The sequence below is a fragment of the Nostoc sp. genome, from assembly GCF_036919675.1.
GTDB lineage: Bacteria > Cyanobacteriota > Cyanobacteriia > Cyanobacteriales > Nostocaceae > Nostoc.
Genome location: NZ_JBALCP010000134.1, coordinates 157,223 through 170,992, shown reverse-complemented (window position 1 = coordinate 170,992; position 13,770 = coordinate 157,223). Strand labels below are relative to the sequence as shown.

At 40.6% G+C, this 13,770-nt stretch carries 10 protein-coding genes; 7 read left to right on the top strand and 3 right to left on the bottom strand.

Annotated features, from left to right (window positions below; all coding sequences use genetic code 11):
- Nucleotides 1-1,692: 1,692 nt before the first annotated feature.
- The 7 genes from V7K49_RS30715 to V7K49_RS30685 all read left to right on the top strand — a co-directional run bounded on the left by V7K49_RS30715 (nt 1,693) and on the right by V7K49_RS30685 (nt 10,256).
- Complete coding sequence (locus V7K49_RS30715) at nt 1,693-2,901, top strand: ABC exporter membrane fusion protein (protein WP_334866203.1); 1,209 nt, start codon at nt 1,693-1,695, stop codon at nt 2,899-2,901.
- Between the two features lie 53 nt (nt 2,902-2,954).
- Entirely contained in the window at nt 2,955-4,133 is a 1,179-nt protein-coding gene (gene devC / locus V7K49_RS30710) for an ABC transporter permease DevC (protein WP_334866205.1), read from the top strand.
- Nucleotides 4,134-4,342: 209 nt separating this feature from the next.
- Nucleotides 4,343-5,347 carry an NAD-dependent epimerase/dehydratase family protein gene (locus V7K49_RS30705; RefSeq protein WP_335209010.1) on the top strand — a complete coding sequence of 335 codons (1,005 nt, stop codon included), beginning with the start codon at nt 4,343-4,345 and terminating at the stop codon, nt 5,345-5,347.
- 294 nt (nt 5,348-5,641) lie between these two features.
- Complete coding sequence (locus tag V7K49_RS30700) at nt 5,642-6,625, top strand: glycosyltransferase family 2 protein (RefSeq protein ID WP_335209008.1); 984 nt, start codon at nt 5,642-5,644, stop codon at nt 6,623-6,625.
- Between the two features lie 79 nt (nt 6,626-6,704).
- On the top strand, nt 6,705-7,172 hold the full coding sequence (locus V7K49_RS30695; RefSeq protein WP_335209006.1) for a DUF2141 domain-containing protein: 468 nt from the start codon (nt 6,705-6,707) through the stop codon (nt 7,170-7,172).
- Between the two features lie 109 nt (nt 7,173-7,281).
- Entirely contained in the window at nt 7,282-8,568 is a 1,287-nt protein-coding gene (locus V7K49_RS30690; protein WP_334866215.1) for a glycosyltransferase, read from the top strand.
- Between the two features lie 410 nt (nt 8,569-8,978).
- Complete coding sequence (locus tag V7K49_RS30685; RefSeq protein ID WP_335209005.1) at nt 8,979-10,256, top strand: glycosyltransferase; 1,278 nt, start codon at nt 8,979-8,981, stop codon at nt 10,254-10,256.
- A gap of 441 nt (nt 10,257-10,697) precedes the next feature.
- On the opposite strand, the gene V7K49_RS30680 is transcribed toward V7K49_RS30685, so the two are convergent.
- The 3 genes from V7K49_RS30680 to argZ are packed head-to-tail and all read right to left on the bottom strand — an operon-like array spanning nt 10,698 to nt 13,560.
- The gene (locus V7K49_RS30680) at nt 10,698-10,847 is read right to left on the bottom strand and encodes a hypothetical protein (protein WP_335209004.1); all 150 of its coding nucleotides are present in this window, start codon (nt 10,845-10,847) and stop codon (nt 10,698-10,700) included.
- Nucleotides 10,848-10,881: 34 nt separating this feature from the next.
- Nucleotides 10,882-11,406, bottom strand: a complete 525-nt coding sequence (locus tag V7K49_RS30675; protein ID WP_335209003.1) for a DUF2085 domain-containing protein — start codon at nt 11,404-11,406, stop codon at nt 10,882-10,884.
- 42 nt (nt 11,407-11,448) lie between these two features.
- On the bottom strand, nt 11,449-13,560 hold the full coding sequence (argZ, locus tag V7K49_RS30670; RefSeq protein WP_335209002.1) for a bifunctional arginine dihydrolase/ornithine cyclodeaminase: 2,112 nt from the start codon (nt 13,558-13,560) through the stop codon (nt 11,449-11,451).
- Nucleotides 13,561-13,770: the final 210 nt, after the last annotated feature.

The window sequence follows — 13,770 nt, the reverse complement described above, 5'->3', positions numbered from 1 at the left end:
TTATGCAACTTGAAAAAGTAATTAAACGATCATAAGGTGATGACAAAGCAGTTATGTTTAGTTATTTTTAATTTCAAAATCTTAATTAAATAACTACTTTCTATAACTACTTTAAAGCATTGAATTAATAAAAACACTAACATACTTTACAGAAACTAAATCATTTCTTTAAGGTTATTTTATAAATAACCCTCCACTATTACTGATGTGAATTTTGAATAAAATTTACTCGATAAGTATAATTTATGACTAGCTGAATATGTGAAATATTTTGTTATCTACGGGTTAGCTATAAATTTGCGCTGGATTAAGTTAATAATGCAAATCTATTGTCTAGTAAGTAACAATTCAATGAATACATAGATAAATTGAATAATTATAGGTATGTTTTCTCAGAGAAACATCATAATTGAATCAAAGTTTTGGGTTATTTTTCAATATAAGTCAACTTCAGAAGCAAAGCGGTTATTTATAAAGCAAATGTTAATTTTTAGTATGTTGCTTGATAAACATAATCATGATTACATCAGTTAAAAGAGCGATTATAAATCACAGCTACACGAGGCTTTACCCATATTTTTATAACAGTCAAAGTATTGCGCTAACCTACATCCCACGCAGAACTTAAGTTCTGCGGCTCAAAAGCTCTCTGTCCACTCAAGTGGACTGAAATTATTCTCTTTCACCAAGGATAGCTATGTACATCGCTTCAAATTCTGTATTTATAGCGGTTCTCAATTGCATGGAATACAGACCATTCGTAGGGACATAGCGTTGCTGTGCCCTGCATCCGAAGGAGAACTGCTATAGTCCTCTTGAGAGGAATGCAAGTTATTAGCCTCAGAATTTATTCCAAGGCAGGATGGCAACGAAGCAGAGGATTTCTAAGGATGTTGGTAATTAAAAGGGATTTTGCCCCTTGTTAAAGGTAAACAAACTTCCGCCGTGGTGTACTAGTACACCACGGCGGAAATAGAGCAACCATTTAAAATCCCTAAAGAGCTTATTCCATAATACTTTTGACTTCCGCCTTGCGGTACTAGTGTATTTTTAGATGTCCGTTGGCGTAATGCACCAAAGGTATCACTTCATGCCTTTAATTAGTAGGAGCAAAACTGATCAGAATGTCTGATAGTACACAACCTAGCTAACAATAATCTGTTAGTAATATCAAATCTGCTTAATAAATAACTAATTGTTAGTATTCAATTGGCAGATGAGTGATTAGTGATGATTAAATTTCTTCAGTCTCTAATCTTACTTGGATTAAATATTTACGTGATAGAATCAAGACTTATGCAAAGTCAATTGGTTGACAAAATTCAAATTTTTTGCCATACTTAAGGACAAGTTTATCCAATTTTTTAGTTCATTTTTATTAGCGCTTCGTTGTGATTGCAAGTTAAGTTTTCTGGTTAGCGCTATTGTATTTTACGCTACTGGAATAGAAGTAAAATTAGGATATAACTTAGGAAGCTTTGAAGTAACAGCATCATTAATTTTCACGCCACAATAGTGATTTTGGGTGGCAAATACGTACAACAATTCATATAAAACCAATTTAGACCCATCCACTTTATTAAGGTAGAAACTCTAGAGGAAAAGCCCTCTTGGTAATTTGCAGATGAGTCTATTCTAATGGACTAAATATAACCAGGCTATCCCCTTATAAAGCACAATTGGAATGAAAATATGGCAGTGAATAAAGAAAGCCGATTATTCAGAAAACCCATAGGTCGATCGCAAGCAATTTTAGCAGCTTCTCTGACTTTAGCGGCCGGATTAATAGCTCTTTATAGTTTGACTACGTTTTGGTCAAGGGCTAAAGTTCAGACACCGCAAGCGCTTTCTCCAAAAGCTGCCACTCCTGTGAAACTTGCTGTGACTGCCTTGGGCCGTTTGGAGCCAGAAGGCGAAGTTACTACTTTGACTGCTCCCACTTCTAATAATGGGGTGCGAGTAGAAAGACTGTTGGTGAAAGAAGGAGACGCGGTTAAAGCAGGGCAATTATTGGCATATCTAGAAAATTATGGTCGTTCTAGAACAGCTTTGCAACAGGCTTTAGACCAACTGCAAGTTTCCAAAGCTAAACTAGCGCAGGTGAAATCTGGAGCTAAAACTGGAGATATCGATGCTCAAAAGGCAGCGATCGCCCGTTTAGAGCCACAATATAAAGGAGACATTGCCACACAACAGGCGACAATCACCCGCACCCAGGCTGAGGTAGACAATGCTCAAGCCGAGAACGATCGCTATCAGCAATTATACAAACAAGGCGCGATCGCAGCTTCTATAGCAGATACTAAGGCTTTGCAACTAAAGACTACACAACAGCAACTAACAGAAGCCCAAGCCACTCTCAAGCGGACTCAAGACACATTCCAAGAACAGAAAAAGCAATCACAAGCGCAACTCACCAGTATTAGTGAAGTGCGTGGCGTAGATGTTCAAGTCGCACAAACCGAAGTCAACAGTGCAACAACTTCTGTTCAACAAGCAAAAGCCGATTTGGATTTAAGTTACATCAAATCTCCCATAGCTGGCAAAATATTAAAAATTCACGCCAAAACCGGAGAAGTCATCAGCACCAACAAAGGATTTGCTGAGATAGGTAAGACATCTCAAATGTATGTGATTGCAGAGGTGTATCAAACCGATGTTCGCAAAGTGCGTGTAGGACAAAAAGCCACAATTACCAGCACTGCATTTATTGGAACATTAAAGGGAACTGTGAAAGAGATTGGTTGGCAAGTTGACAAGCAAGGCATCTTCAGCCTCAACCCTAGTTCAGATACAGACCGCAGAATAGTTGAGGTGAAAATCTCTATCGATAATCCCGCAGATAGTCAAAGGGTAGCTCGTTTAACTAACTTACAAGTGGATGTCGCCATTCATATTTAGTCATTAGTCATTCAAAAATGACCAATGACAAATAATAATTAACAAATAAATCCATGATTTTCAAAATTCCTTTAGGATGGCTACAGCTAGCCCAGCAAAAAGTTCGTTTATTAGTAGCTGTAGCCGGGATTGGTTTTATTGTGCTGCTAATGTTTGTGCAACTTGGTTTTCAAGATGCTCTCTATTCAAGTGCAACCGCACTGCATCAGAATCTCAAGGGAGATTTATTTTTAGTTAGTTCGCAATATAAATCTTTGACTTCAAATCAAAGCTTTTCGCGGACTAGTTTGTACCAATCTTTGGGGTTTGATGGCGTAGAGTCAGTTAGCCCCATGTATCTACAATTTGCTAAACTGAAAAATCCGGCAACTAGTGAGAAATATTCAATATATGTTATTGGTTTCGATCCAGGTAACCCTGTGATGAACATCCCAGAAGTTGAGAAAAATTTAGATAAACTCAAAATTCCTGATGTCGTATTTTTTGACCGGGGTTCTCGCCCAGAGTTTGGCCCAATAGCTGAAAAATTTAATGCGGGAGATACTGAACAGACAATTGAAATATTTCCCTTCAATTCATTAATTGGCTATAGAGTGAGAATTGGTGGTTTATTCAGCTTAGGGCCTTCCTTTGGGGTAGACGGAAATTTAATTGTCAGTGACTCAACTTTCCTCAGGATAAATCCCAATAGTCGTCCGGCAGATATGATAGATATCGGTTTGATTTCCCTCAAACCTGGTAGTAATGCAGAAATAGTACTGAAAAATTTGCAAGCAAGTTTGCCTAATGATGTCCAAGTCTTTACACGCCAAGGCTTTATTGATTTTGAAAAAAAATATTGGGCAATCAGAACACCAATTGGTTTTATACTTAACTTGATGTTGACAATGGCTGCGGTTGTTGGTGTGGTTATTGTTTATCAAATTCTTTACAGCAATATTGCTACGCAGTTCGTTGCTTACGCCACTTTAAAAGCCATAGGTTATGCCAATAGATATTTATTAAATGTGGTATTTCAGCAAGCTTTAATTCTGGCAATTTTAGGTTATATTCCCGGATTGATTAGTTCTGTGTTGTTATATAGTTTTGCAGCAGAAGCAACTAAATTACCAATAGTTATGACCATTAATAATGCATTGCTCATCTTAACTTCAACAGTATTAATGTGTATAACCTCAGGTGCACTTGCTATCAACAAACTCCGCTCCGCAGATCCGGGAGATATTTTTTAGCTGATTCCTAGCAGCAAAATCCTCAAATTATTTTGCCCTGATATAGACTCATAACTAAGCATTAGTGCAGCCTCTCCACAGAAAAATTACTCCTTGGATCAATTTTAGATTTTAGATTAAAAGTCTTTACCAAAATTTAAATTTGGTATAACCTTGAAGTCTTTTATCTAACAACTCCAATTTACCTATTTAACAATAATCCCGACTTTATGAACCTCAAAAACCAAACCCTCCTAATTACTGGGATTGATGAACTTGTCGGTTTGCGTGCAGCCGAGTTAGCTATAGCGCAAGGAATGAAGGTTCGTGGACTGCAAAGTTCTACAGAACAGAACAAACAATTACAGAATTTAGGTGTTGAGGTAATTATTGGTAGTATCACTGATTCTACCACTGCCCAAAAGGCTTGTCAGGGAGTAGACATCGTTTTACATACATATCAAATTGCCGAAGAAACTGGTGCAATTAACCATTTTCGTGACGTGAATGTTGGCGGTACTGTAAACATGGCTAAAGCCGCTAAACAGGCTGGTGTCAAAACATTTGTGCATCTATCCAGTGTGATGGTTTACGGTTTCAACTATCCGAATGGTGTTACAGAATCCGGGCCACTCTCTGGCGAAAATAATCCATATTGTCAAACGAAAATAGAAGCCGAAACAGCAGTATTAGAACTGAATAATCCGCCAGATTTTGGCATCATCGTTATTCGGGCCGGAGATGTTTACGGACCAGGAAGTATTCCTTGGATAGTCAGACCAATTCTGATGATGCGTCAGAAATTATTTGCCTGTGCCAACGATAGTAAAGGAGTAATCAATCATGTATATATAGATAACCTGATTGATGGCATCTTTCTAGCGATAGAAAAAGAAACCTATGGGGAAATATTTAATATCACCGACGGACAAGAAACTTCCTGGAAAGAGTATTTTATGCGTTTAGCAGCAATGGAAGGTTTATCAGCACCCCTTTCATTATCGAAAGATGAAATCAAGTTGTTTGTAAAGCTACGTGTTCAAGGACAAAAACTTTTTCGCCAAAAAGTTGATATTTTACCTGAGTCTATAGATTTTATGACTCGTCCCTATGCTTGTTCCATTGTCAAAGCACAAAGCCTGTTAAATTATAAACCAACAATTGACCTAGAAGAAGGAATGCAGCAAACACATAAATGGCTGCAAAAAACAGATATCCAACGCTTGATCAAATAGTCCATAAATTTTCGTAATTATGGTTGGATTGTAAGGAGTTGGGAGTTAGGGATTAGGGGTTAGGAATTAGGAGTAGAGACGCGATTAATCGCGTCTGTACAGGAGTTAGGAGTAGAGACGCGATTAATCGCGTCTGTACAGGAGTTAGGAGTTTGGTACAAGATGTTAAGTATCAAAGTATTCTTAATTCTGACTTCTGGATTCTGATTTATGAATTCTTACGTTGCATCTGCCTAACAATTAGCTGCAATTAAGCATAAAATAATCCACCTATTTTCCAAAAGCTTGTTTTCTATGAGTATAAATCAGCCACGATTGAGCATTGGATTACCTGTATACAATGGTGAAAAATTTCTTAAAGAAGCCATCGATTCACTCTTGGCTCAGACCTTTGAAGATTTTGAGATAATTATTTCAGATAATGCATCTACAGATAAAACTGAAGAAATTTGTAGAGCATACGCCGAGCAAGATCAACGGATCTGTTACTACCGCAATGACAAGAATATTGGTTGCGCCCGTAACTTTGATCGCGTCTTTAAATTGTCTTCGGGTGAGTACTTTAAGTGGGCAGCCTATGATGATCTACATGCTCCAGATTTTATCAAGAAGTGTGTTGAGGTGCTTGACCAAGATCCTAGTATCATCTTGTGTCACTCCCAGACATATTTTATTGATGAACAGGGGAATTTTCTCCAAAATTACGATATCAAACTCAAGGCAGATGCACTAAAACCACAGCAGCGTTTTAACGAATTGCTGACCAAGCATTTATGTTATCAATGTTACGGTGTAATTCGCGCCAGTGCCTTGAGAAAGATACCGCCTATGGGTGGTTACGGTAATGCAGATGGAATTCTCTTGTTAAGACTTGGTATTCTCGGTAGGTTTTATGAAATCCCTGAAAACCTGTTTTTTGCCAGAAGCCATCCGCAACAATCAATGAGTATGTATTTCCCTAATTATTTGTTGTTTACTAACAACAGTAAAAAACCCTCATTGAGTATGCTGCCTGATTTTTATGCATATGCAGTGTGGTTTGATTCAGCAAAGAAAGGAAAAATTTTATTGCCACATTGGAGAATATTCTGGGAGTATGTACTCTCCATATGGCGTAGTCCCCTGAGTTTGTATGAGCGGCTATGTTGTCATATAAATCTATATCAGCATTTAAAAGGGACACAATATCTTTTGCTGAAAGATTTGCTAAAAGTCCTACAAGTACTTTGGAAAAGTTGGTATAAAGCATCAATTAAAAAACAGCAAGTCACGCTTTGAATAAATCAGTTTAAAAATAAAAGCTGGCGAATGCAGCTTTTTCTGAGGCACACAATCACCTATTTTTCACTCCAAAACTATGCTGAAACTATCTCAAATTTGTCATATTTTGCTTGCTACTTTAGTGAGCATCAGCTTTGCTAAAACAGTGAATGCTGAACCAACTGAAACACTAACTGTTGTGATAAATGGAATACATCACCAAAAAGGTGAGATTTGCTTGAGAGTTTACCCAAGTGAACGAGGATTTCCGATGAGTAATTCTAGTGGAGATCAAAGTGGCTGCGTTAAGATTACTGGAAGTTCTGTAAAAAAAGAATTTTCCGGTTTGAAGCCTGGAACTTATGCTGTCGCTGTAGTTGATGATCAGAATGGCGATCGCAAACTCAACAAAGACTTTTTCGGTATTCCCAAAGAAGGTTTTGGGATTTCTAAAAATCCAACTGTGTCCATACAAACAGGTGCGCCAAAGTTTCGTGACGCCAGTTTTGTTGTAAATAAAAATACAACAGTCAACATTATTATGAAATATTCGCTTGACTCCTAAAGGGACTGGGGACTGGGTACTGCTTCTCTAAAAGATACTTCTGATTTCCAATCCCTAATCCCTAATCCCCAGTTCCCAATCCCTAATCCTATCGGAGATTAAAAATTTAATGGAAGATTTGGCGATATTTTTCTCTAAGTCTTTGATGAGTTGGCTAGTTATTCAGGTGTGTTTAACGCTTGTCTTTATATGGTATCTGCGCTCATCCAAAAAAAACTTATTACCAGATGACCAGTTGCCCAAAACAGCAGTGATTCTTTGCCTACGCGGAGCCGATCCGTTTTTGCCTAGATGTTTGCGATCGCTCCTAAATCAGAATTATCCACAGTATGATTTAAAGTTGATCGTTGATAGTCACGAAGATCCCGCTTGGAAAATTGCCAGTGAAACGATCACAGAGCAGGAAGCGACCAACGTTCAAATCAGCCCTTTGCGAACAGTACGCAACAATTGTAGTCTCAAATGCAGTTCTTTAGTGCAAGCTATCCATGAGTTGGACGATTCCTACAAGGTGGTTGCCTTAGTAGATGCTGATACTATAGTCCATGTGAATTGGCTGCGAGAATTAGTCAGTCCTTTAAGTGATGCCAAAGTGGGGGCGACAACAGGTTATCGTTGGTACGTACCTACAGGTAAGTATTGGGGATCTTTAGTGCGCTACATAGGCAATGTATCCGCAGTAGTGCAAATGTTTATCTTCCAGATTCCTTGGGGTGGGACTTTGGCTATGAAAACAGAAGTGCTTCGCCAAACAGAACTGCTAGATAAGTGGGGACAAGCTTTAGGCGAAGATTTTATGATGCACAACATCCTCAAAAAACATGGGTTGCATGTAAAGTTTGTGCCTTCGCTGCTGATAGTAAATCGTGAAGAGACTGATTTATTCAACTTAATAGATTATCTTAAGCGCCTCATCCTTTATTCTCGACTGTATCACCCACGTTGGTTAGCTCTAGTTAGTGAAGCTGTTTCTAGCATTTTGTTTCCCACTATAGTCATCCTGTTAATTCTAGAGTCGTTGTTAGAGACAAAATGGGAAGCTGCGGCTCTCTTGTTAGGCTGCTATGGAGTCTATACTGTCGGATTACTTTTGATAATGCTGGTGTTGGAATTAGAGATACAGCGAATGGTTCGCTCTAATGACCAGGCGATGTCTATCGGCAAGCCGTTGCACGTCTACGCAAAATTATCAGCTGTTACAATCATCAAAATGTTGATTGGGATTCCCTTGACACAATGGGTTTATGGGTTAGCGATGCTATCGTCATTGTGGATCTCAACAGTTACTTGGCGCGGTGTCTCCTATCGGGTTCAAGGTCCTTGGAATATCCGGCTAGTCGAATATCGTCCTTATCAATGGTTGGATCAGCCTATTGATAGCAAGGTTTCTCTTTGAAGTGAATTGCTAAATATAAACTAGGGAATGAAAGTTATTACACTAAACATTCCCTAGTCTTCAAATTATCTTATCTTATATTTAGTAGAACTAGATGAGCTATAACCCTTGTCAAAATACACGCTTTTGCTTGTTGATTACCGAAATTTATTTCCATTTATGGCAAGGGTTTAGAGAAATATATTAAGGGGAATTTTGACTGAGTATTTGGGATATTTTGATAGTTTCTAAGCAAGATTTAGAAACATCCTCTTCAGAATCGGCAATTTAGACAATTTATAAATGTGTAAATCCTTAGCCTAACTGTATTAGTGGTAATTTCTGAACCAAAGAATCAGGATGTTAATGAAACATTTGCTGCGTAAATCCTAAATTCAAAACCAGCATTTTAGTGTAATATTCCCCTTTTTATGACTAAGCAACCACTTCGTATTGCACTGTTTACAGCATTGTACCCTCCTTTCTTGACTGGAGTTTCCGTCGCAGTCCACCAACGGGTTCAATGGTTACTGCAACAAGGGCATGAGGTCTTTCTTATCCACCCAGAAATTAATAGCCAGTACCCCAAAAAGGTTGGAAATCGCCCAATGTCAGGATTGGATGAATTACAGCCCTTCCCCAATTTTTCTGCTTATGCATTCCCCACCAAACCGCTAATCTTCTACAAATCTCTTCCCCAACCATTAAACTATCGCTATTGGAGTGATACTAAGTTACTTGAGAATTTCCAGCCCGATATTATACTGGTTGAAGAAGCGGCGCAAATGAGAGGATTATACTCACTTTTCTTACAAGGTTATGGTCGCCCCATAGGAGTTGAGTACGCTAAACAAACTGATACTCCAATCATCTCAATTTTCCATACCGATATCGTTGCCTATATTCGATATTACTTAGGAAATCTGTTCTTCAACTTGCTACGTCCGATTGTTCCCCTTTTAGTCAAGCAGTTCAGTGATGCTTATGATCTCAACTTATTTCCGTCTCAAGAACTGCTTGCTAAGTACAACCGACTGAAATGCCAACGTAGTGAATATGTGCCATATCAAGGGATTGATTGTGAAAAATTTCACCCCCAAAACATCGACTACAACCCCATTGTTAACGACTATCGACCAACTATCCTTTTTGTCGGACGCATTACCCCAGAAAAAAATGTCACCCAACTTATAGATGCATTTCCAATCATTGCTGCCAAAATTCCTGATGTCCATTTAATCATCGTCGGTAGTGGCCCCTTGGATGAGGAGATCCGTCGGCGCGCCCAAAAGTTTGAGTCCGGTATTACTATCTGGGGTGAGTCCCACGGAACAGAACTTCTAGGTTTATATGCACGAGCAGATGTATTTGTCAATCCATCTGTCACCGAAAACTTTTGTACAACCAATATGGAAGCTTTAGCATCTGGAACCCCTGTTGTAGCAGCCAACGCTGGAGGAAATCCTGAACAGGTTTTTCATGCGATCAACGGTTTTTTAGCCGAACCCAATAACCCAACAGATTTTGCCCACAAGGTGATTGCGATTTTGGAAAATCCCAGCCTTAAAGCAGATTTGACTCGGCAAGCTCGCCCTTCCATACTTGACTTTGATTGGTCGGCATGTATGCAAAAATTAGAAGACAAACTTTACCAAATCGTTGAAGGATCGCAGAAGGTGCGGGTAGGTACAGGCAGTATAAGACCATAACAATAACAAACACGATGATCGCTAGTACTGTAAATACTAGCGATCGCTAATTATTGCCCTATTCTTTTGCTTGTGCGATTAGTGACTTTGAGAAGGTTAAAACTCTTTATCAAAGTCAATTTTTTTAACGTAGACGCAAAGCGGCTTCCCGCAGGGTACCGCAGAGGCGCTGAGAACACAGAGAGAAGGAAAAAATGCTTAACTGAACAGTATTGTGTTCTGAATCCGCTTGGATCAGATAGAACACAGAAATCTGATTATGATTTTTCGGATCTTGCGGGTAAATTGGTTTGGGAGAAAAATGCACTAGCAATGCAAAAGGTGCTGCGGGATGAGTGGTAGTCGCTACTTGTTGGATACACCAGCTAACTTTAACGCAAGCTAAAAGCGAGGTGGGGTGCTTTGATTATCCTCTTGCATTTTTGTATTTGCATCGCCGTGCTATCTAAAGGCAACCTGCTGCAATGCGATTGTTTTGACTGACAATACGATTGTTTTGACTTGCAATGCGATTGTTTTGACTTGCAATGCGATTGTTTTGACTGACAATGCGATTGCATCGACTGACAATGCCATTGCATCGACTTGCAAAAATTAATTCCCTCTACAAGTTATGGGAGCAAATCTACAATTCATCCAAGCTGGTTTTAGCACCCCGCCACCCGTGCAAAATAGGCATAGTAAACAATCCCCATGCCAAACCCGTAATCAACCCAAAAGGTGTAACCAGATAGTTATTAAAACTCCAAAAACCGAAAATCTGTGCTGCCAATTCCAAAGGATAAGCCATCATCAGCACACTTGCGATCGCTGCACCACCTAAGCCATACTGACTCAACCAGTAAAATCCCTTACCACCAGTTATCCCATACAACAGACGAGTAATCAGCAAACCCGTGACAGTGGCGTAGCAGCGCATACACACAGCCATAATAAACGGTGGTGTCAAATCTAACCCCATAGCTGGTTGCGGACACACATGATTACCCATGAAATAAATAATGTCCGCAATCTCTCCAAGCGACCACACCCCAGACGCAGCCAGAAAGGGAGCCACTGGCGGGCCAAAAACCATCCCTGCCAGCATAAAATCAGCAATCAAACTGACCCAATTAACCTGCAACTCTTCACTAAAAGCTACTCTTGTCATCTCCCTTTCTCTGCGTCCTCTGCGCCTCTGTGGTTCGTCTCTTTAACCTACCTTATTAACATAAGGACTTGTCAACTTATCCAACTGTTGAATCAACAGACTGAGGAACAATCCCACATCCGTCACCACACCCACCGATTCCACAGAACCGCGATCGCTTAACTTAGTTACCACAGCTGGATTAATATCCACACACACCATCTTCACCCCCGCCGGAGTCATATTCCCCACCCCAATCGAGTGCAGCATCGATGACAGCATCAAAATCATCTCCGTACCTTCTAGGTGTTTGGCATATTCCTCCTGTGCTTTAATCAAATTCATTTCGGTATCAGGCAAAGGCCCGTCATCCCGAATCGATCCAGCAAGCACAAAAGGCACATTATTGTGGACACACTCATACATCACGCCACTCTTAATTGCCCCCGCTTCCACAGCTTTGGGAATACTGCCATAACGGCGGATACTATTAATTACCTTCAGGTGATGGCGGTGTCCACCATGCACGGCGACACCTCGCTTCATGTCTACACCTAAGGAAGTGCCCATGATATTTTGCTCGATGTCGTGAACTGCGATCGCATTACCAGCCAACAGCGCTTGCACATATCCTTCCCGAATCAGTTGCGCTAGGTGTTCACCGCCACCAGTGTGAATTACCACGGGCCCAGCCGTGACCACAACTTTACCACCAGCATCGCGGATTTTCCGCAATTCCCAAGCCACTTGCTCAACGACCAATTCCACGCGCCGTTCGCTGGAAACTCCCGCCGACATAAAGCTGAATTCTTGAGTGCTGCGTAGTTCGCGCGATTCCGTTTTGCGGATGGTGCGGATACCTAGCACGTCTACAATTACCTGTTCGCCAACTTTTAAATCGCGGAGTATTTTACACCGAGCGACTAAGCTATTGGCAGTTTCGGTAATTGCGATCGCGCCATCCATCCGCTGATTTTCCACCTTCACCCACTGTCCATTAATCCTGACTTCGGTGGGATAAATTGTACTGACGTAGAAATCATCCGGCGCTACACCATCTTGGATTACAGGCTCCAAGATAGCATCTCGCTCATCATGCGGTAAATCTACTGCACCCAAATCAATCAACATTGAGATGATTTCTTCCATCACCTCATGGGATGGTGCTGATACCCTCACATCAGCCGCTGAGGTACTTTGTCGTTGTTCTCCCAAGTTGAAATTCAGGACTTTGAAGCTTCCCCCGGCATCTATAATCAAATCCAAAGCGCGGTTAATTAAGCCTGCATCCAGCAAGTGTCCTTCCATGCGAATGACGCGGCTTTCTACCGAGACATTGGCATGAATTTCATCTCTAACTGGTTCTGTCACCCGCAAAGTTAAGCATTTAGCCGCGCCACCAGCTTTGAGAAATTCCGTAAGTGGCGTTTCCAGCACTTGGAAACCTGTATCTGCAAGGCGGGTTTTCAAAGCATCACTCGTCTTGTTCATGATGACGATGCTATCCACATTCACCGCATTACAAGCGAAGTTGACTGCATCAGCCTCTTCAATTGCGATTCGCTTTTCTGGTGCGACTCGCATTTCGATTAAGCGGTTGGAGTAAGAATCAAAAGCGCCTGGATAGTACAGTAAATAGCCATTTGCTAGGGGACAAAAACAGGTATCCAGGTGATAGAAACGTTCATCGATGAGTCGCAGGGAAAGCACCTCAATATCCAGCCATTTCGCTAGATAAGGGTGAGAATCTAATTCCGAGCGGAAACCGTATCCCGCCCATAACCAGCGGCCTTCCCGATCCAGCAGTGCGTCCCCTGCTCCCTCAAAGGGCAAATCTTTGGGAAGTTCATTGACTGTATAACCATTTCCCTCAAACCATTGTTTGAAGAAAGGCTCCTCTCCCTGACGTTCCTTGTGCAAAAAGCGACTGAGGACAACATTATCCCCAAGTACTAAGCCAGCGTTGGCGGTAAAAACCAAATCAGGCCAACCTTTTTCAGGTGGTACTAAGTCTACAATGGCGTGTTGTTTGAGAATGTGGTGTAATCCCTGCCACTGTTCCACGGCGCGATCGCGCGATGATTTGTGAATATTCCCTTCCATCCAGGGATTAATCACATAGTCCACATCGTAGTGATCAGGAGGGCACATCAAAAAGCGAATACGGGAAGTCATAAAAATCTTACAAGCGTTTTATATGCTACAAGCCTATTTTGGATGCAGATTTTCGATTTACTCACATTTGGTAAAATCTGCTACTAGAGCTTCTATCTTTTGATAGTTGAAGGCTTTGGCTTCGTCCTTAATTCTATTACTGGAAGATGGTAATAAGTAGAGAAGCTGGCAAAATAGGCTTGAATTAGTGGCCCTAACTGCTTCAGTAGT

Excerpts from the sequence above, each read along its gene's own strand:
- V7K49_RS30715 (WP_334866203.1), top strand. The coding sequence starts at position 1,693 with ATGGCAGTGAATAAAGAAAGCCGATTATTCAGAAAACCCATAGGTCGA.
- devC (WP_334866205.1), top strand. The coding sequence starts at position 2,955 with ATGATTTTCAAAATTCCTTTAGGATGGCTACAGCTAGCCCAGCAAAAA.
- V7K49_RS30705 (WP_335209010.1), top strand. The coding sequence starts at position 4,343 with ATGAACCTCAAAAACCAAACCCTCCTAATTACTGGGATTGATGAACTT.
- V7K49_RS30700 (WP_335209008.1), top strand. The coding sequence starts at position 5,642 with ATGAGTATAAATCAGCCACGATTGAGCATTGGATTACCTGTATACAAT.
- V7K49_RS30695 (WP_335209006.1), top strand. The coding sequence starts at position 6,705 with ATGCTGAAACTATCTCAAATTTGTCATATTTTGCTTGCTACTTTAGTG.
- V7K49_RS30690 (WP_334866215.1), top strand. The coding sequence starts at position 7,282 with ATGGAAGATTTGGCGATATTTTTCTCTAAGTCTTTGATGAGTTGGCTA.
- V7K49_RS30685 (WP_335209005.1), top strand. The coding sequence starts at position 8,979 with ATGACTAAGCAACCACTTCGTATTGCACTGTTTACAGCATTGTACCCT.
- V7K49_RS30675 (WP_335209003.1), bottom strand. The coding sequence starts at position 11,406 with ATGACAAGAGTAGCTTTTAGTGAAGAGTTGCAGGTTAATTGGGTCAGT.
- argZ (WP_335209002.1), bottom strand. The coding sequence starts at position 13,560 with ATGACTTCCCGTATTCGCTTTTTGATGTGCCCTCCTGATCACTACGAT.